At 36.2% G+C, this 16,831-nt stretch carries 24 protein-coding genes and 1 tRNA gene; 17 read left to right on the top strand and 8 right to left on the bottom strand.

Going from position 1 to position 16,831, the window contains the following annotated elements; translation table 11 throughout:
* The first annotated feature begins 5 nt into the window (after positions 1-5).
* Positions 6-425: a phage tail protein gene (locus tag I2F31_RS05655; protein WP_195773590.1), complete on the top strand. Its 420-nt coding sequence runs from the start codon at positions 6-8 to the stop codon at positions 423-425.
* 2 nt (positions 426-427) lie between these two features.
* Positions 428-1,678, top strand: coding sequence for a contractile injection system protein, VgrG/Pvc8 family (locus tag I2F31_RS05650; RefSeq protein WP_195773588.1), 1,251 nt, complete (start codon positions 428-430; stop codon positions 1,676-1,678).
* Positions 1,679-1,682: 4 nt separating this feature from the next.
* Here I2F31_RS05650 and I2F31_RS05645 read toward each other — a convergent pair whose 3' ends face one another.
* Together I2F31_RS05645 and I2F31_RS13485 are read right to left on the bottom strand one after the other, a co-directional pair.
* Positions 1,683-2,486 (bottom strand): DNA adenine methylase, encoded by an 804-nt coding sequence (locus I2F31_RS05645; protein ID WP_195773587.1) that lies wholly within the window; start codon positions 2,484-2,486, stop codon positions 1,683-1,685.
* Positions 2,452-2,652 carry a Com family DNA-binding transcriptional regulator gene (locus I2F31_RS13485; RefSeq protein WP_195773585.1) on the bottom strand — a complete coding sequence of 67 codons (201 nt, stop codon included), beginning with the start codon at positions 2,650-2,652 and terminating at the stop codon, positions 2,452-2,454. Before I2F31_RS13485 ends, I2F31_RS05645 begins: the two co-directional genes overlap by 35 nt.
* 82 nt (positions 2,653-2,734) lie before the next feature.
* Here I2F31_RS13485 and I2F31_RS05635 point away from each other — a divergent pair, with 82 nt between their 5' ends.
* Positions 2,735-3,019: an ogr/Delta-like zinc finger family protein gene (locus I2F31_RS05635; protein WP_323127566.1), complete on the top strand. Its 285-nt coding sequence runs from the start codon at positions 2,735-2,737 to the stop codon at positions 3,017-3,019.
* Between the two features lie 186 nt (positions 3,020-3,205).
* Positions 3,206-3,562: a Gp49 family protein gene (locus tag I2F31_RS05630; RefSeq protein WP_195773582.1), complete on the top strand. Its 357-nt coding sequence runs from the start codon at positions 3,206-3,208 to the stop codon at positions 3,560-3,562.
* A 292-nt stretch (positions 3,563-3,854) separates the two neighbouring features.
* On the opposite strand, the gene I2F31_RS05625 is transcribed toward I2F31_RS05630, so the two are convergent.
* Together I2F31_RS05625 and I2F31_RS05620 are read right to left on the bottom strand one after the other, a co-directional pair.
* The gene (locus tag I2F31_RS05625; protein WP_195773581.1) at positions 3,855-4,463 is read right to left on the bottom strand and encodes a hypothetical protein; all 609 of its coding nucleotides are present in this window, start codon (positions 4,461-4,463) and stop codon (positions 3,855-3,857) included.
* 22 nt (positions 4,464-4,485) lie between these two features.
* Positions 4,486-4,926 (bottom strand): hypothetical protein, encoded by a 441-nt coding sequence (locus tag I2F31_RS05620; protein WP_195773580.1) that lies wholly within the window; start codon positions 4,924-4,926, stop codon positions 4,486-4,488.
* Positions 4,927-5,246: 320 nt separating this feature from the next.
* On the opposite strand from I2F31_RS05620, the gene I2F31_RS05615 reads away from it, so the two are divergent.
* Genes I2F31_RS05615 through I2F31_RS05605 form a run of 3 tightly spaced genes read left to right on the top strand, consistent with a single transcriptional unit; the run spans position 5,247 to position 6,847 of the window.
* The gene (locus I2F31_RS05615) at positions 5,247-5,483 is read left to right on the top strand and encodes a hypothetical protein (RefSeq protein ID WP_213014823.1); all 237 of its coding nucleotides are present in this window, start codon (positions 5,247-5,249) and stop codon (positions 5,481-5,483) included.
* 3 nt (positions 5,484-5,486) lie between these two features.
* Positions 5,487-6,041 (top strand): hypothetical protein, encoded by a 555-nt coding sequence (locus tag I2F31_RS05610; RefSeq protein ID WP_195773578.1) that lies wholly within the window; start codon positions 5,487-5,489, stop codon positions 6,039-6,041.
* A gap of 50 nt (positions 6,042-6,091) precedes the next feature.
* Positions 6,092-6,847 carry a phosphoribosyltransferase gene (locus I2F31_RS05605; protein ID WP_195773577.1) on the top strand — a complete coding sequence of 252 codons (756 nt, stop codon included), beginning with the start codon at positions 6,092-6,094 and terminating at the stop codon, positions 6,845-6,847.
* A gap of 82 nt (positions 6,848-6,929) precedes the next feature.
* On the opposite strand, the gene I2F31_RS05600 is transcribed toward I2F31_RS05605, so the two are convergent.
* A complete protein-coding gene (locus I2F31_RS05600) occupies positions 6,930-7,280 on the bottom strand; it encodes a hypothetical protein (RefSeq protein WP_195773575.1) in 351 nt (116 codons plus the stop codon).
* An 84-nt stretch (positions 7,281-7,364) separates the two neighbouring features.
* On the opposite strand from I2F31_RS05600, the gene I2F31_RS05595 reads away from it, so the two are divergent.
* The 10 genes from I2F31_RS05595 (at position 7,365) to I2F31_RS05550 (ending at position 14,269) form a co-directional block, all read left to right on the top strand.
* Positions 7,365-7,559, top strand: coding sequence for a hypothetical protein (locus I2F31_RS05595; protein ID WP_195773574.1), 195 nt, complete (start codon positions 7,365-7,367; stop codon positions 7,557-7,559).
* Complete coding sequence (locus I2F31_RS05590) at positions 7,556-7,780, top strand: hypothetical protein (RefSeq protein ID WP_213014822.1); 225 nt, start codon at positions 7,556-7,558, stop codon at positions 7,778-7,780. Before I2F31_RS05595 ends, I2F31_RS05590 begins: the two co-directional genes overlap by 4 nt.
* A 10-nt stretch (positions 7,781-7,790) precedes the next feature.
* The gene (locus I2F31_RS05585) at positions 7,791-7,970 is read left to right on the top strand and encodes a hypothetical protein (RefSeq protein WP_195773573.1); all 180 of its coding nucleotides are present in this window, start codon (positions 7,791-7,793) and stop codon (positions 7,968-7,970) included.
* Positions 7,971-7,984: 14 nt separating this feature from the next.
* A complete protein-coding gene (locus I2F31_RS05580) occupies positions 7,985-10,705 on the top strand; it encodes a toprim domain-containing protein (RefSeq protein ID WP_195773572.1) in 2,721 nt (906 codons plus the stop codon).
* Between the two features lie 24 nt (positions 10,706-10,729).
* Complete coding sequence (locus tag I2F31_RS05575; RefSeq protein WP_195773571.1) at positions 10,730-10,978, top strand: hypothetical protein; 249 nt, start codon at positions 10,730-10,732, stop codon at positions 10,976-10,978.
* A 393-nt stretch (positions 10,979-11,371) separates the two neighbouring features.
* Positions 11,372-12,022 carry a DNA cytosine methyltransferase gene (locus I2F31_RS05570; protein ID WP_195773569.1) on the top strand — a complete coding sequence of 217 codons (651 nt, stop codon included), beginning with the start codon at positions 11,372-11,374 and terminating at the stop codon, positions 12,020-12,022.
* Positions 12,019-12,318: a hypothetical protein gene (locus tag I2F31_RS05565; RefSeq protein WP_195773568.1), complete on the top strand. Its 300-nt coding sequence runs from the start codon at positions 12,019-12,021 to the stop codon at positions 12,316-12,318. The genes I2F31_RS05570 and I2F31_RS05565 overlap by 4 nt, the downstream gene beginning before the upstream one ends.
* Before the next feature lie 57 nt (positions 12,319-12,375).
* Positions 12,376-12,696, top strand: a complete 321-nt coding sequence (locus I2F31_RS05560; protein ID WP_195773567.1) for a hypothetical protein — start codon at positions 12,376-12,378, stop codon at positions 12,694-12,696.
* A gap of 85 nt (positions 12,697-12,781) precedes the next feature.
* Positions 12,782-13,942: a tyrosine-type recombinase/integrase gene (locus tag I2F31_RS05555; protein WP_195773566.1), complete on the top strand. Its 1,161-nt coding sequence runs from the start codon at positions 12,782-12,784 to the stop codon at positions 13,940-13,942.
* A 250-nt stretch (positions 13,943-14,192) separates the two neighbouring features.
* A tRNA-Pro gene (locus I2F31_RS05550) sits at positions 14,193-14,269 on the top strand.
* Between the two features lie 49 nt (positions 14,270-14,318).
* Here the strand turns inward: I2F31_RS05550 and I2F31_RS05545 are convergent.
* From I2F31_RS05545 to I2F31_RS05535, 3 genes are read right to left on the bottom strand one after another with little or no spacing between them, the layout of a single operon-like run.
* Positions 14,319-14,798, bottom strand: coding sequence for an OmpA family protein (locus tag I2F31_RS05545; RefSeq protein ID WP_195769349.1), 480 nt, complete (start codon positions 14,796-14,798; stop codon positions 14,319-14,321).
* Positions 14,785-16,017 (bottom strand): diguanylate cyclase domain-containing protein, encoded by a 1,233-nt coding sequence (locus I2F31_RS05540; protein ID WP_195769348.1) that lies wholly within the window; start codon positions 16,015-16,017, stop codon positions 14,785-14,787. The genes I2F31_RS05545 and I2F31_RS05540 overlap by 14 nt, the downstream gene beginning before the upstream one ends.
* A complete protein-coding gene (locus I2F31_RS05535) occupies positions 16,017-16,580 on the bottom strand; it encodes a YfiR family protein (protein WP_195769347.1) in 564 nt (187 codons plus the stop codon). The genes I2F31_RS05540 and I2F31_RS05535 overlap by 1 nt, the downstream gene beginning before the upstream one ends.
* Positions 16,581-16,831: the final 251 nt, after the last annotated feature.

Below are 16,831 nucleotides of genomic sequence, written 5' to 3'. Positions count from 1 at the left end.
AACACATGATGATGATATTTGGTGTGTTTATATTCAGCATACCGACAGCAACATACCAACAACTACAGCGTAAAACCTCATGGCGATATGGCAGTAACAACCGAGTGGGTGACATGCCTGCCTATCAGTTTTTGGGGCGTGGTGAAGACACCATCACCCTACAATGTTCAATCGTGCCTGAGTTTGGCTCACAAATGAGCCTCACCGCACTGAGAACCATGGGCGATTTTGGTAAAAGCTTCCCTTTAATTGGCGGAACTGGAAAAGTTTATGGTTTATACAAACTAGATGACTTAAATGAAACACAAACCTACTTTTTTAAAGATGGCAAACCTCGCAAAGTCGATTTTACACTGACTCTCACTCAAACCATGCGACCAGGCACACTCATTGGTAATGCCGTGGGTAGCCTCATTGGACTATAAATATGAGCATTGGCCAAATGATCACATCTATCACACAAAAAATGGCAGACAACAATCCTACTGCCATTTATCGCATACTGGTAGACGAACAAGACATCTCACCCAAAATAAATAGCAGACTCATTAAACTCAGCATTGATGACCATCGTGGCTTAGAAGCCGACAGCATCAGCCTTGAACTATCAGATCATGACGGAAAACTCAATATTCCACCCAAAAATGCAGAGATCAAAGTCTGGATCGGCTGGCAAAATACAGGCCTTGTTTACAAAGGTAAATTTATTGTCAAAGAAGTTGAACACTCAGGATCACCCGATGTCATACACATACGTGCAACAGGTGCAGACCTTAAAAAAACCTTTAAGCAGAAAAAGGAACGCAGTTTTAGCAAAAAAACCATCGAGCAAATTGTCAGTCAAATTGCATATGAACACGACCTGATACCCAACATCAATAGTACACTGGCACTCATCACACTGGCACACATCGACCAAAACGAATCAGACGCTAACCTCATTACTCGTATTGCAGATGAGCATGATGCCATTGCAACTGTAAAAAATGGCATTTTACTATTCATGCCAAAAGGACAAGCCGAAACAGTCACAGGCAATGAGCTACCCACGGCAGAAATCACCCGTATTGATGGTGACAGCCACCGCTATAGTATGACCAATGGTGGTGATGATATCAGTGGTGTACTTTGCTATTACTACGATGAAAAAAAAGCACAAAAACAAAAAGTCATCATTGGTGATACAGACGAATATACCAAAGACATGCGTCATATTTACCGTGACAAAGACACTGCAACACATGCAGCAAAAGCCGAATTTAATCGACTCAAACGAAAAACGGCCACATTTAGTTTAAGCCTAGCCTATGGCATGCCTGAACTGATTCCTGAAATGCCATTGGTCTTTTTAGGGTTTAAAGCTGAAATTAACGATATTATATGGCTTGGTACAAACATCAGCCATCAGCTCGACTCGTCTGGTGGCTATACCACCAGTATTGAAGCAGAAATCCTTATCCCGGACAGCGATGATATTGCCCAACTGGTCGATGAAGAAGGTGGAAATTATACAGGTGTGATTGCCTATTACAAAAACGGTAGCACAACACAAAAAATCACCCGTGGTGATCAAAAGTCACCAAAACGACTGACTTACTTATATAAAAACAAAGCCACCGCAACAACTGCAGTGGCTAGGGAGTGGAAAGAATTACAGAATCAATCTAAGGGTAATTAGCCCATTAGAAATTATAAATAATTAACTCATTACCATTATGATCCGCAGCTGCAGCTTTGCTATTAACAGACCAACGAATCTTTTTATGGGTAATTTTATAGTCTTTAAATAGCTCACGGACTTCGGGCGTATCATTCAAACTAAGGATAAATTTCCCTTGGATATGGTCTAACTTTTCTTTTAAATCGTAAAAGTCCTGTTTTGACCAGATCCCTTTACCATAAACATTTTCACAGTCCCAATAAGGCGGATCTAGATAAAACAACGTATCTGGTGCATCCATACGCTGAATAATGTAATCATAACTGCTATTCTCAATGGTGACGTGCTGTAGCCGTTCATGAATAGATAACAGATGTGATCTTAGTTCACTGCCTAGTTTGAGGCGACTTTTACGATCACGAGAATAAGAAAAACTACCATCGAGCTGACAACCAAATGCGGCACGTAATAAATAATAAAACTTCGCTGCACGTTGAATATCGGTTAAGCCACGATCATTCTTTTTCATGTCATTAAAGAGCGTACGAGAAAAAAGCTGATACTCAAACTCTTGCAAGAATGCATCAAAGTGAAATTTTAAAATCCGATATAAATTAATTAAATCGTCATTAATGTCGTTAATCACTTCAGAGCTAGACGCTGTTTTTTTAAAAAGTACCCATCCAGCACCGCCAAACACTTCAACATAAGCCTTATGTTCAGGCATCATGTCAATAATGGTACGTGCAAGTTGTGATTTACCACCAAGCCAGCCACTAAAGCTGTGGCCACTAGGATTGTATTGTGGTGAGAGGTTTTGTGTCATGGATATTACCTGAACAATGTTGATGCTCTTGGCATTCAGGTAAGGTACTCGCGGTACGCTGAAAAGTATTTAATGTTTTGCAACGAGTGCATTTGATTTCGATAACATCAAAATGCCGAATTTTCGCTAATAGTTTAAAACAACAGCGACATTTTATATTTGTCATAAAATTTCGTCAGATTGAAAAAACAAGCTAAATAGTAAATAAATTGCCACAAAAGCACAAATATATAATCTTTTTATTTATAATGATTGTAAATACAACCAGAAAAGAGACCATGGCATCAAAGAATCGCTTTTCATGTCCACATTGTGATCATAAGCTCGTTTTAAGAACAAGTAAGTTAGAGAGTCCATTATTTCGGGTGGTTTATTTCCAATGTACCAATATCAAATGCGGTTTTTCAGCCCGTGCAGAATTTGCAATCACTCATCAGGTTGCCCCTAGTGCAATACCCAATCCTTTAGTGAGTCTAGAGTGCTATGGTGAAAATGATGATAAAGAAAAAAATAAAGGGCTTAGGTTTAAATGATAACCATAATAGTAATTGTGCAGTGTTTTGTTTGGCTCATTTTAGCTACAGCAATATGGATACAGCATAGAGTAGCTGCCATATTCTTTTTATTTTTTTCAATTTACGTGGAACTACTTAAAATGCAAGGCAGTAGTTAAATAAGTGATAAACGGCATAACCCCATTCAATTCAAAGGACAAAGAAATGACTAAAGTATCAGAACAAGAGCTTCAGGAAAAATCAGTAGCTCCACGCTTAACTCCTGATCATATTGCATCAAAAATTAAAGCCATTCGATATGCAACAGGTGAGGATTTTGAATTTGCTTGGAAAGACAGTGATTATCAAGGTTGTGGTGCACCACAATTAACAATCTGTATTTTATCGTTAGAAAATGGATTTACTGTCATTGGTGAATCAGCATGTGCAAGCCCTGAAAACTTTGATCTATTTATTGGCCAAAAGATTGCATATGAAAATGCACTGAATAAAGTATGGCAACTTGAAGGCTATTTACTAAAAGAAAATTTATACCAGACGAAGCTTGATAACAATTTTTGATACCAATTAAATTTAAATAAAAACCTTAGTCATTAATGTGACTGAGGTTTTTTATTTTATAGGGTTTACATTATTTTTGACGATAACCTGACCTGTCAAACGGTGGATCAGGTTCTAGGTGAACGCAATTGTGCGTTTACCTATGTTATCAATAGGATAGGTATGGTCAAAATGACCATATCCTAATACACTACTTTGTTTTTAAAGGTTAATCCAAAATTGGACTGAACAAAACGCAAATTTTCGTTTTGCTTATTTACCAATAAGATATGAAATAATTACAGTACCATTATTAATAATGTTCATCTAAAATATGCTCTCGGACGTCTTTCGATGTCTTATATGTTGTACTAGTCCACTGATCTTTTAATAATATCACCCTCTGAGATTGAAAAGTTCTTTCTCCATCATCTGTATCTGCATCAAAATACCACTTATTATTTTCATATCTCTTATAAACATGGGTAATATCAATACCTCGAATGGTGATGTTTTCATGAGCATCTTCATACTTAAGAATATACCGATAAAGTGGAATTTTAGGTAAATGGGTATAAATATCCCAGTCATAATCTTTTTGAGGTTGTAGCTTTCTTTTTTCCTCATCAATGACTTCAGATCGAGTGCCTAATTTATTAGCTAAATCATTTGCATACTTTTCTCGCTCTTGTTGCGAGCGACTTATTTGCTTTTGGCTAAGTATTTTACTGGGTAGGTCATCGTTGCTTGTCGTATTTTCTGGCTTTTGCTTAAGAACATCACGCTTAAAATCTTCTTTTAAATTTGCCCAATCTTTTTTAAACTTAGCATTATTTTTTTCTTGATTTTCTTTACTAAATTGCCCCGTAACAACAGCATAAAAGAGCCAAAAGCAAAACAGTAGTATAAAAAAAATAATCATTTTAAAGTCTTTCTAATAATTACTAACGAACAATGCTATATACACATTGCGTTGAACCACATCTAGCCCCTGTTATTGTTACACCACTGATTTTTATACTTTGAATAGATTGACCACTTTTCATGGGTTTAATGAGTAAATCCATGCTTTGTTTACCTAGAAGCTTTTCGGTAAAGCTAATTGCCATCTGCTCTGCTTTTTTGTTTTCTTCTAATTTCTCACGACGTAAAAAAAGCCAAGCGACTTCAATCGTTTCTTTATTTAACTGTAACTCAAGACCAGTACTTGATGTTTTACTGTAATAATAAATTTTAGTAGCGGAATTATAACTTGCAGATACATCCTCAACTTCAACAGCTTTTTGGCCAACAAGTCCAAGTATATACGAGTCACTTTTAATATTATTTGCTGAGTGACTAACCCCTGAAATACACAGTAAAAAAACAGCGAGTAGCTTTTTCATAATCTAATTATTATAAAAAATAGTGAATCACTATCTTGACATAACGGCACACTATCGGCAAGATGTAATCACACAGCAAAATCTGTGTACAGGACTAGGAAACCTGCAGAATTCTACGAGCGCATAAAATATCGTCGCTTTAGCGACTATTTTTTTGCCTAAAATGTCTAATCAGCTATACTCGTTATGGCAGATCGGGCAGGGCAGCTTCGCGCTGGCCGTACTCGTAGAACGGTTTTCCTAGCCCTGCTCAGTCTGCCACCATTACCCTAGGAAAGTGATGGCGGTAGGTTTAAAAACTTATCTACGAGAATATAGTCATGAAAGCATCTAATCATGTGCTTAAGCACAGCCATACCTCACACATTCGTGTAAAAAAACGTCCTATCAAAACTCAAAGTCATGTCATTGAACATACACCAGTTTATGATTTAAAAGCCTTTGAAAAACGCCAAAAACAACGTAAATTAAATCAACTGGTTAAAACAACGTTCAGCCATTGCTTTGTCTTTGTAATGTTCACGTTTGCATTCTCATTACTATTTATTGGGGAATAAGCCATGAACGATAATATTATTCCTTATGTACCCATTGCAGATCGTGTACAGGCAACGGATGAAAAAAGTGAATTACTGTGCTGTCAGTTTTTTAATTTGATCGATCACCTGGTCAAGTCACAAATGACCTTTAATCATGACACCAGCAAAGGGTTTATATCCATTGCACCAGATCAGATTAATGACTTGGTTGAACAGTTGCCCGAAGTAACCGAGGGCAAAAAATTTGATCTCAATATTCTAAAACCATCTTTAGAGTGTTTGATTTACCCAAGATATATAGGTGAACAAACCATTGTCAGTCCAATTTGGAATGGCACGTCGGTAACAGTCTGGCAATTTCAATTAAACCAAATTGTTAGAGACAAGACGATGAAAAAAAATGAAGATGCAGAACTAAACTTGGATCAAGCGTTGTCATCATTGCGTATTTGGAGACAGTCATTAGAAGTGTCAGCAGATAACAAAGATGTAACTTATCAAACCACAGACTTGATCTATAAACTCATTGATATCGAGCAGAAATTAATAAGTGTACAAAATAGTGTAGAGTTATAAAAAATATGCGACCCTCATTTATGAGGGTCGTATCAATCAGAGAAAACAGCATGTCACATCAATATATACGAACATCATGGCAACACTTCCCTAAGGTTTATGTCTTTTATCCACTCAACACACTAAAAAAAGCCTCAGAACAAGATTATTATCAGGCAAAATCAGGTGACGTATTATCAGCGTTTAATTTATTGGCAGTAAAACTAGACACCTACGATAAAATCATTCAATCTGAGCATATCTTTACACCCAATAATCCAATTCTTGTGCCTGTACTTGCCATAGAAGCATTGGGCAACAACCGAATTCCTGCTGTATTTGCTGAAATGGTTGCAGAAATATTGAACTTACAGGTCAGTAGTGAGATCGTACAAACTGTAAAAGCAAATCATACCAATGCAGGAGCATATGAACGTATTGTGCGACAGCCTCGCTTTGAAGGATATGTTGAATCAGGCAGAAACTACATTATTATTGATGATACTGTTGCAATGGGCGGAACGCTTGCTGCTCTAAAGGGCTATATCGAATCACAAGGAGGGCATGTCCTTAAAGCAGTGACGATCACTGGACTAACCACCCCAGAATTTGATATCCGACCTTCTGAAAAAATGCTAAAATCGGTTATACTCAAACATCCAAACCTTTCACAATGGTGGCAATATGAATTTGGTTTCCCCATCGAATACCTCACACAAGGCGAACTCGGACACCTACGGACGCCAAGCTCACTTGACGAAATCAGAGATCGACTCATTACGTCAGGATTTCAAAGTAGCCATGAATCAAGCGAGAACATACATTAAAAGCAATAAGCCAAAAGGCTAAATCAGCTCGCAAAATTTTAGGGATACACTTTAAATGGTGTATCCCTTTTTTTCGACATTTTTATTGTTCTAAGTCTTTTGCGTAAACCTTTCCTAAGTTCAGCAAAGCCTCTTGCCCTTCAGGACTCAACTGTCTATAGGCTTTCAAAAGCAAACTTTCTTCACTGGTCAGCCCACTATAGTCAGGGTCAATACCAAGCAATACATATCGAATGTCAATGCCTTGTTGCTGGAGCTTTGCCAAATATACCCACTGATCTGGCACATGCTGTGTTCGTACATACGCACCTAGCGTATTTTCACTTGCACCAATCTCACGAGAAAGCGTTTTAGCACGAAGTTTCTTTTGCTCAAGTTCAGTTTTAAATCGCTGGGCAATATCAGCATTTAAATTAGGCTCGTCAGAAAGCATAAAAATATTTCCCTTAACTATTTAAAGAACAAAATAATGTGCTATAGTGGCACTTAGCACACCACTATGAGCTTAGATTACCTTATGAGCATAAAAAAATCACCCGAATTCCTTACCAGAGCACCAAAGCTTTCTGAACCAAGAGAGCGAGTCGTGTTCTATCTATCAAAAAGCGAACTTCGTGAAATAGAACAAATCGCACAACAAACCAATAGAAGCCGTTCAAGCATCATTGGTGAACGCTACAGCAAAGGCAAAGCACAGGAACAACAAGCATGAGCATCAACTACAAAAAGCAAAACCGTTCAAATCGTTACAACGTCAACTTAACCGATGACGAAGCAGACTTCTTTGGTGTCATCTCAAAAATGACAGGTGTTCCAAAGGGCACAATCATTCGCCAACTAGCCGTTAAAGGTGCATTACAAGAGCTCACAGCCGAACAAGAATTTAACCTAGAGTCAGTCTTAAGAAAAGGCGCAGGTGAGCCCCTCTACTAGGAACTGAGCCATGCAAAAACATGAAGTAGCACTCTCAGACCAAGAGAAAGAACTCGTCATAGAAGTTCAAAAAATGATGGGTTTTAACAGTATAGAAGAAACGATTGAGTACCTTGCCAAAAAACGCATTCATGAAATGTTAGCAAAGTTGGCAGGTGATGAAATCAAACGAAATAGAAAAATTTGCTAGGTAGTTTAGACAATATGATGTTTCCAGAAACCAGAGCACTTGTGATTGAAAAGCTACAAGATGTATATAGCTTCAAAATCAAAGCAGGTAATAAACTGCGAGGTCGTTGCCCTGACTGCAACCACAAAGAAGCATCAGCATGGGTCTATCCTGAAGAGCCGTGGGTAGTTTTCTGCCCACGTAAAAATCAATGTGGTCATGAAAACCATGTGCGTGACTTATTCCCGGAGTTATTTGAAAAATGGGAAAAACGCTTTACACCAACCCCTGAAAATCCAAATAAAACCGTAGAAGCATATTTAACAGAAGGTAGAGGCTTTCCTTTAGATCAGTTAAAAGCATTGAGCTATTCGCAAGAATATTACAAAAGCCAAGAGCATAACAAAGGCTCAATTACACTTCGTTTCCCAATAACAGATCAAGCAGGCAATGAAGGTTGGTGGCAACGTATTTTAGATGACCAAGGCATATTGCAAAAAACCACCTTTAAATTTGGTTGGGAATCTAAAAACCATGCGTGGCTTACACCCAATACCAACTATATCGAATCAAAAGAAATTTGGATCACCGAAGGGATATTTGACACCATCGCATTATGGCTATCAGGTATTACCAGTGTTTCAGCATTAAGTTGCAATAACTACCCATCTATTTTTTTAGAGCATTTAAAAGAAAAATGTCATCAAGATAAAAAGTCATTGCCTAAACTGATTTGGGCTTTTGATAACGACCCAGCAGGGCATGCTGGCATATTTAAAAACATTGAAAAGGCTATCGAACAAGGTTTTGAATGTGAAGCTGCACTTCCACCATCAAATCGTAAAAAAACTGACTGGAACGATCTATACAAACAAGATCGACTCGGCTTTCATGACGTAGAAACTTATAAATATTATGGTGCATTACTTGTTGCTGAAAAAGCTGTGGATAAAGGCATACTTATCTACAAGCACAAAGGTACAAAATCATTTCCATTCGATTTTAATAACCAAGTCTATTGGTTTAAATTAGATATGGACAAATACGATGATTATTTAAAAAACATCAACTTTGAAACAGATGATAATGAAGACTGGTTACAAGAAGAAAAAGATAAAGAAACCTCAGAAAGACGAGATGCTGCATTACTTCATGCCACTGAAGCCAAACTGATTATGGATTGCCGTCCACGAGGTTTGTACTATCAATATATGGCAGAAATTGATGAAGCAGATTATTACTTTCAAATAGATTTCCCTCGAGGAGCAAAAACCATAAAAAATACCTTTAGTGCATCACATATATCATCTGCATCTGAGTTTAAAAAACGCTTACTGCATGTTGCACCGGGTAAATTCTATAAAGGGAATAGCACACAGCTTGATGCTTTTTTAGAAAGAGAATTGACTGACATTAAACGAGTGGAGCTGATCAACTACGTTGGTTATCACGCAGAGCATAAAACTTATGTGTTGAGTGATATTGCATACCACAATGGAAAACAATTTCTAATTAATAAAGAAGACTATTTTGAACTGCCACGCCACACCAACTTAAAGTGTAAAGCCCCATTTTCATTGAATATCAATTCACAAATGAATGATTATAAAAAAGAATGGGTTACAGACTTTATTGGAGCTTATGGTGTACGTGGTTTGATTTCACTTACAGCCTTTTTCGGTAGTCTATATGCACAGCAAATTAGAAAAAGACACAAATCATTTCCATTTTTTGAAGCAGTAGGTGAACCAGGAACAGGTAAATCCACACTATTACTCTTTTTATGGAAACTGTTTGGCCGTATTAAATATGAAGGTGTAGATCCTGTTAAATCGACTAAATCAGGTTTAATTCGTACATTTAGACAAGTATCAAATCTACCAGTCGTGCTTGTTGAGTCAGAGCGAGAAAATGATCGGGGTGTCATTAAACAATTCGATTGGGACTCCCTTAAAACTTTATTTGATGGCGGTTCGTTAGGTGCACAGGGTGTAAAAAATGGAGGCAATGAAACCTATGAGCCACCATTTATGGGCACAGTGATTGTTAGCCAAAATGCGGAAGTGGCTTCAACAACACCCATTATGGAACGCATTGTTCAAACTAAGTTTGTTAAAGAGCAACTGACGAAAAACAGTTTATATGCGTCACGTCGGCTTGAAAAATATGAACCACAAGATGTTAGTCAATTTATTTTAAAAAGTTTGGCTAAAGAGTCTGATATTTTACAAACGTATGAACAAGGCTTTAATAAATATGATGCTGTTTTACATGATGAAAAGTACAGTATTCGTAGTTCACGTGTTGTTCAAAATCACTCACAATTTATGGCGTTATTTGATGCTTTATGCACACATATTGTTGATGTACCAAAGCAGATCCAAGAACAGGTACATGCTGAACTGATTGCCATGGCACAGACTCGAGATAAAGTCATTAAATCAGATTCAATTATGGTACAGAACTTCTGGAATACATTTGAAGAAATAGAATCATCTATTCCAAAACTACAAAGTAGTGAAACTAATTTAAATCACTCAGCAAAAACCAACCTGATTGCCATTAACTTTCCTCATTTATACAAAGTGGCAGCAGATTATCGTTATTCACTACCAGAGTTAAATGAATTACAAACGGCACTACGTCACAGCATACATTACAGATTTCTGGAGGTGAATAAAGCCATTCAAAGCAAGATCACAAACACCACGAAACGATGCTGGATATTTGAAAAGCCAGTGTCGCAACGGGATTAATCCCACAATCACAGGAAGCTAATTATGAAAAATCAGAAAGATTTAAATCATGTCGGTGAGAAAATAATTGAAACACTACGTGAGAAATTTCCAAACGATGAATTTTACATTCAAGAAAAAATTGATCGTTTAGCAATGATGCCTAACAAACACGACACTTTTCACTGGGCATTATGCCAGTTAGATGAATGTAACCTTTTCGCATTATTCGAAAAGTTAGGTATAGATAAACGTGGTTATAACTTCTACAACCATTTGTTTAAATGTCTTTAATCTAAAACACACATACAAAAGCGGCCACTTCTGTATGTGTCACACAACCACTGGAGAGCAATTATGCAAATTAAGTCTAACCTATCGAATGCGGTACTAACACCCCATTTAATTCACGCGAACTTTTATAAAAACCGAAAACAGCAGGTAAAACATGCTCTGGTCCAAAACAAAACGGTCTGCAAGTAATCAAACCGTTCACAAATGTGAAAAAGAACAGAGTAAAGAATGGCGGCTTCGACAAGTCCCCATTCTTAAAAATTTATCTAGCAATGCTGTTTTAACTAAAAGATAGGTTTAAGTCATGAATGAGAAAAAATATGCACAGATTTCTTTAAATCAGATGGTTTTGGGAAAAGATTTGCACAACCCGATTAAGGGGATTTTTGGGGTGTGGCAGTGAAAATATTTAATGGGTTTGCTGGACTGGGTGGTAATTCAATGCTCTGGCAAGAGCATCAAGTGATTGCTGTTGAAGAGAATGAAAAAATTGCAGCAGTTTATAAAAAATTACACCCAGATCACGAAGTGATTGTTGATGATGCTTATAAGTATTTTAAAAATAATCATGAGCAATTCGACTTTGCCTGGTTTTCTCCACCGTGCCAAAAGCACAGTAGAATGATGAAAGCTACTCGTCACAAAGTGGCTGATTATCCTGATTTTCGATTATATGAGCTGATTGTTTTTCTTGAGAATTTTTACAAAGGTGGCTGGATTGTTGAAAATGTGGTTCCTTATTACAAGCCATTAATTCAACCAACAAAAAAAGTTGGCCGTCATTTATTTTGGGCGAGCTTTGATATTTATGCTGAAGAAGTTAAACAACCCAAGGGATTCATTACAAAGTCAAATTTGCGGGGTAAGCAAGAAATGATGGATTGGCTTGGTATGCAGTTTGATGAAGTTATTTATTACAAAGGAAATCATTGCCCAGTCCAGGTTTTAAGAAACTGCGTTCACCCGAGTGTTGGTAAGCAAATTTTAGATAGCTATCAAAAAGGGATTGTGGTTCAACAACAATTATTTGGAGCGATAGCATGAACACATATAAATTTATTGCATTGAATGGGTTGGAGAAGGCGAGAACTTATCTAAATTTTGGTGCACCTTTTTCGTTAGCCAAAATAACACTCGAAAACGGGACTGTGATACTCGCGGATGACATAAAACAAGCCATAGCTGATTTTGAGTTTGTTAGTAAATGCGGTGGGATCAAAACCCGTTGGAAAGGCATCAATTTAGGCGAAATATCCGAAACCATGAAGAGTGATTATACGAATGTTTTTAGGTTTGAATATCAAATAGGAGAGGTTGATAAAGAAAGCAAAGTGTATTGAATATTTGGAAATATGTATTCAAGAAAAGAAAAATGAACAGGCTTTGGAAAACTAATTATGTCTAAATATCATTGTGAATGCGGTGGTTTAATCCTCCCAGATTTCGACTCATTTAAACTTGGTGATACAGTCAACTGTATGTTTGAAACACACAAGCCATTAGGTAATGGTCTTATAAGTGTTAATCAACGAGCATTTACAGGTATTATCATGAAAATAAGTGGTGATGACTTCGATATTAAATCTAAAAATAAAATTTATGATTTAAAACGTGGTGAATTTACACCTGCAGATGCACCAGGACCTATTGAATATTTCAGAATTGGAAAATGCTCTTGTTCTGATGGTATAGACGAAAACACACTTCCATTTATTTAAACACACCTTTCATGCACCTCTGCTCAGAGGTGCACTCATTTAAAATAAACCAAATTTAATGAAATACTTAAGTGTAGGATAACATATGTCTGCAGGACTGGAAATTCGTGGAAAATCAATGCGTATCTGGATGCGACCAATTGTCGGTGAGCAACTTATAAAAGAAAAACTCGACTGGCCACAAACACCGGATAATATTGAACGTGCTAAAAAATTAGCAGAACTCATTAAATTAGAGATACAGCTAGATAAATTTAATTTAGTGAAACATTTCCCTAACTCAAAACATTTAAGCAAAAACCAAATGTCATATTACATCGAGCAATACAAGGAATTGATTCGCCTAGAAGTCGCTCCAAGTACTTTTGATGGCTATAACAGCAATATTAAAACCCATATATATCCACGCTGGGCACAAATTAATCCAAAAGACATTGAAACAAGTACAGTCAGAAAATGGATTAACCAATTAAAAAGTGACCTTGCACCCAAAACAGTACGTGAAATTGTGACTCGTTTAGCATCAATTCATGAGCTTTGGAGACAGGAAAATAAAGTACCCTATAACCCGTTTGAAACAATTGTGATTCAACAGCTCGACGGTACAGAGCCTGATCCATTTACAAAAACAGAAATATCAATGATCCTAAATACAGAATCAGATAAAAGCATGACCAATTTACTGCCTTGTATTTTTTGGACAGGATTATCTATATCAGAACAGATCCCAATTGCATGGGAGGATATAGACTTAGAACATGGCACAATCATGGTGAGAAGAAACTATGTGAAGGGCTTTTATAAGGTCACTAAAAACAGACGTAGAAATCGAAAAATCAAGCTACTAGAACCTGCTATTAAAGCATTAAGAAAACAATATGCTAAAACAGGCAATAGTTATTCAAAAGTAGTTAATGTTCTACAACGTGATAACCGTACATACAAACAAGAAAAACTTCGGTTTGTTTGGATTAACCCAGAGCAAAATGCAACATTTGAATATCATGAGCTACGCTATCGCTGGCGTAAACACCTTGCACAATCAAATGTAAGAATAAGAGGAATAAACCAAGGTCGCCATACTTTTGCAAGCCAATTGTTGTCGAGTGGGCAAGTACCTCCAGAATGGATTGCAGAGCAGCTTGGCCATAGTGATACATCAATGATTTATAAACATTATGGAAAACTAATTGCAGAAGATTTACCAGATTACATTACCAAGCTGAATAACTACATCACCATGTAATTTGAATTACCGATTCATTACTCTATAAATTACTAAGCGATCTAAACTTAAGTGCCTAAAATATAAGGCACTTTTTTTATACATTACTTTATTACTCGAATAAATATATAGGTGCAATTAACAGTAAGTAATTTTGGGTAATTCCCATATGAGGTTTTTAAAAGGAGGAGGTTCTGATTAAGTTGTTATTTTATATTAAAAAATTACGGTTATTATCTAGGGTTCGAGCCCCATCATTCACCCCAATTTACGGAGCATAGCACAGCCTGGTAGTGCACCTGGTTTGGGACCAGGGGGTCGTAGGTTCGAATCCTACTGCTCCGACCAAAAAATACCGCTTTAAACAGCGGATTTTTTTTGCCTAAATTTTATGTAATTAAGGCATTACGATAATTGTTACTCTACGGTTATTTGATCTGTGCTCTTCAGTATCATTTGGGCTAACTGGCTCAGATGCACCACGACCAATCACTGTTATATTTGCCATCTTAAATCCATTTTGATAAAAAATCGTTGCAACACTCTGTGCTCTAATTTTAGAAAGCTTGGCATTATACTCATCACTTCCTACCCCATCTGTATGTCCAATCACTTTAAGTTTATATAGTTGATACTTTCTGAGCTCTTGTGATAGTTTTGTTAGACTTACTTGCTGTTTGGGGGTGATTTTTGATTTATCGAAATCAAATAAAATACGCTCGGGTAGACCTAGTGCCCAGCCCTCAGAGGTTAACTCAAAGCCCTCATGTTTTAGCATGAGAGATTGTTTGTAATTAAGGCCACCAAATTGGCAAGCTGAAAGCAGGTAAGTGCTTAATAGAATAAAAGCCATATATAGTATTTTATTCATGATCATTTGGCCTGTATATTGAGTGGTGTATAAACCAATTTACTGAAGAGTTCTTTGCTTTGTACATTGCTTGATCTGCTTGGGTAATTAAGTCCTCTAGTGAGGATGCATGTCTGAAATAGGCAGCACCAATACTAAAGCTAAAAAGTATTTCTTGTTTATTAAATTGTATGGAGCTGTTTTGGATCTGCATTAAGGTTTCAATGTGGTCAAATAACTGCTGTTGGTTGAATATGTTTGTTAATATAATTGCAAATTCATCTCCACCTAGTCTGGAGATAAAACAATCATTTAAAAGGGTAGATTTAAATCGATTTGCCATTTCAATAAGTACGCTATCACCAGCAAGATGACCATACCTATCATTGATTAATTTGAAGTTATTATTATCAATAAATAATAAAACTGCAGATGATTTTTCATGTGGTTGGTTGAATATATTAATTAAAAATTGATAAAAATAGCTTTTATTCGCCAAACCTGTTAGTGAGTCATGCTTTGCTTGGTGTGATAATTGGTGGTTTTCATCTTGCAATTGGTTATGCCAAGACTGAATTTCGGAAAGTAACTCATTAAACACATGATTTAAATTTTGAAATTCCTGAATTTTATTGTCAGGGAAGCGTAAATTATATGCTTTTTGATCACTTACCAGTTGGGCAATATGGGTAAGAGGGTAAATGGATTGCATAATAAAACGATACGTCACTTTCGCTGAAAACCAAAGTGTCATGAGCATTGCTGCCATACATGCAAAAATTGCGAAAAATATAGTAAATAAAAAATGCAAAGTTGCTTCGGAACTACCGTAAATCTGTATGACCCCAATTTTTTCTTGATGGTAGATAATAAAATTAGAGGGTTGTTTTAAGAACCAGTCATTTAGAAGGTTTTCAAAAAAAGAAAAACGGACTTTTGACTTTGTGCTACTTCCAATTAAATTATTTTTATTATCAAAAACATAAATGGTTTTAATAGAGTGTGTTTGCGTATACTCATTCAATACTTGTTTTAGAGTGACTTCATCTCTAAATACAAGTGCAGGTTGAATGCGCTCACTGAGTGTATTGCCAAGAAGGTTAATATTCTGTTGGACATAAGTCTTCATGATAAAAGTTGAGAGGGAAATAAACATCAAAAAACATATAAAAAGCATAACCAGAAAAGCAATAAACTGAGACTTTCTAAAAATGCTACGCAAAGATGTTTTTTTGAGGGTAGGCATTAAATACCCTCCATATTTTTTGCAAGAAGTAAAACTCTTGGATCAATATGTAATTTGGATCGAGCTAAGGCGTCTAAGTTCACATTGAATGTATACTGGTCTTTTCTTTTATACAAGCAAAAAATAACTTGTCCTTCACATTCAAGATTGTTTTCTGTGAAAGAGAGTATGAAAGGGCGGAAATTATTTTTAATAATATTATTTTGCTGAATTATGGATATATTGGGACTGAAAAAAATTGCATCACACTTGTGATTGTTTAGATCTCTCTCACTAATAGAGGTGACATTAAAAGAAGTCTTTTTATACTCAATTTCTTCTTGAAATATTGATGCAATATCATGATTTTCTAACACGCAAAGTAAGGGTTTTTGTGAATCCCATTTAGTATAGCTTAAAATAGCAAGCGTCAATGTATAGGCGTTGTGTGTATATCCTGCAGTTGCTAGCCCTGATAAAAGGCTTAGACCTATACAAGTGATAAGCCGTTTTAAATGATAAAAGAGCATACATGATATGAAAATATAATTAACTCCACTTTTATTATACTGAAAAAAGTTCATAAAATCACCAATTGTATGTAAAAATGCTCAATTAAGGATAAAAACCGACCATCCGAATAGGATAATTAAAAAAAGGTATTGCGTTTGTTATGGATTGATCTATAATGCGTATCCATCGGCGGTGCTGTTGGAAGAAACTTCTTAATAAACAATATCTTAGTTAATTAGTTTAGGGTTTAGGTCTTAGATTGATTGGTTAAGGGAGTTTAGTTAGGGGGTAGAAAAAACTTTCAAAAAGCATTTGACAAACT

It is taken from the genome of Acinetobacter rathckeae, assembly GCF_015627125.1.
Classification (GTDB): Bacteria; Pseudomonadota; Gammaproteobacteria; order Pseudomonadales; family Moraxellaceae; genus Acinetobacter; species Acinetobacter rathckeae.
Note: the sequence above shows the minus strand (reverse complement) of the source record. Positions and strands in the feature narration are given on the sequence as shown.

Bases quoted from the DNA above. Each gene is read 5' to 3' on its own strand.
- I2F31_RS05655 (WP_195773590.1), top strand. From the start codon at position 6: ATGATGATGATATTTGGTGTGTTTATATTCAGCATACCGACAGCAACA.
- I2F31_RS05650 (WP_195773588.1), top strand. From the start codon at position 428: ATGAGCATTGGCCAAATGATCACATCTATCACACAAAAAATGGCAGAC.
- I2F31_RS05645 (WP_195773587.1), bottom strand. From the start codon at position 2,486: ATGACACAAAACCTCTCACCACAATACAATCCTAGTGGCCACAGCTTT.
- I2F31_RS13485 (WP_195773585.1), bottom strand. From the start codon at position 2,652: ATGACAAATATAAAATGTCGCTGTTGTTTTAAACTATTAGCGAAAATT.
- I2F31_RS05635 (WP_323127566.1), top strand. From the start codon at position 2,735: ATGATTGTAAATACAACCAGAAAAGAGACCATGGCATCAAAGAATCGC.
- I2F31_RS05630 (WP_195773582.1), top strand. From the start codon at position 3,206: ATGACTAAAGTATCAGAACAAGAGCTTCAGGAAAAATCAGTAGCTCCA.
- I2F31_RS05625 (WP_195773581.1), bottom strand. From the start codon at position 4,463: ATGATTATTTTTTTTATACTACTGTTTTGCTTTTGGCTCTTTTATGCT.
- I2F31_RS05620 (WP_195773580.1), bottom strand. From the start codon at position 4,926: ATGAAAAAGCTACTCGCTGTTTTTTTACTGTGTATTTCAGGGGTTAGT.
- I2F31_RS05615 (WP_213014823.1), top strand. From the start codon at position 5,247: ATGAAAGCATCTAATCATGTGCTTAAGCACAGCCATACCTCACACATT.
- I2F31_RS05610 (WP_195773578.1), top strand. From the start codon at position 5,487: ATGAACGATAATATTATTCCTTATGTACCCATTGCAGATCGTGTACAG.
- I2F31_RS05605 (WP_195773577.1), top strand. From the start codon at position 6,092: ATGTCACATCAATATATACGAACATCATGGCAACACTTCCCTAAGGTT.
- I2F31_RS05600 (WP_195773575.1), bottom strand. From the start codon at position 7,280: ATGCTTTCTGACGAGCCTAATTTAAATGCTGATATTGCCCAGCGATTT.
- I2F31_RS05595 (WP_195773574.1), top strand. From the start codon at position 7,365: ATGAGCATAAAAAAATCACCCGAATTCCTTACCAGAGCACCAAAGCTT.
- I2F31_RS05590 (WP_213014822.1), top strand. From the start codon at position 7,556: ATGAGCATCAACTACAAAAAGCAAAACCGTTCAAATCGTTACAACGTC.
- I2F31_RS05585 (WP_195773573.1), top strand. From the start codon at position 7,791: ATGCAAAAACATGAAGTAGCACTCTCAGACCAAGAGAAAGAACTCGTC.
- I2F31_RS05580 (WP_195773572.1), top strand. From the start codon at position 7,985: ATGATGTTTCCAGAAACCAGAGCACTTGTGATTGAAAAGCTACAAGAT.
- I2F31_RS05575 (WP_195773571.1), top strand. From the start codon at position 10,730: ATGAAAAATCAGAAAGATTTAAATCATGTCGGTGAGAAAATAATTGAA.
- I2F31_RS05565 (WP_195773568.1), top strand. From the start codon at position 12,019: ATGAACACATATAAATTTATTGCATTGAATGGGTTGGAGAAGGCGAGA.
- I2F31_RS05560 (WP_195773567.1), top strand. From the start codon at position 12,376: ATGTCTAAATATCATTGTGAATGCGGTGGTTTAATCCTCCCAGATTTC.
- I2F31_RS05555 (WP_195773566.1), top strand. From the start codon at position 12,782: ATGTCTGCAGGACTGGAAATTCGTGGAAAATCAATGCGTATCTGGATG.
- I2F31_RS05545 (WP_195769349.1), bottom strand. From the start codon at position 14,798: ATGATCATGAATAAAATACTATATATGGCTTTTATTCTATTAAGCACT.
- I2F31_RS05540 (WP_195769348.1), bottom strand. From the start codon at position 16,017: ATGCCTACCCTCAAAAAAACATCTTTGCGTAGCATTTTTAGAAAGTCT.
- I2F31_RS05535 (WP_195769347.1), bottom strand. From the start codon at position 16,580: ATGAACTTTTTTCAGTATAATAAAAGTGGAGTTAATTATATTTTCATA.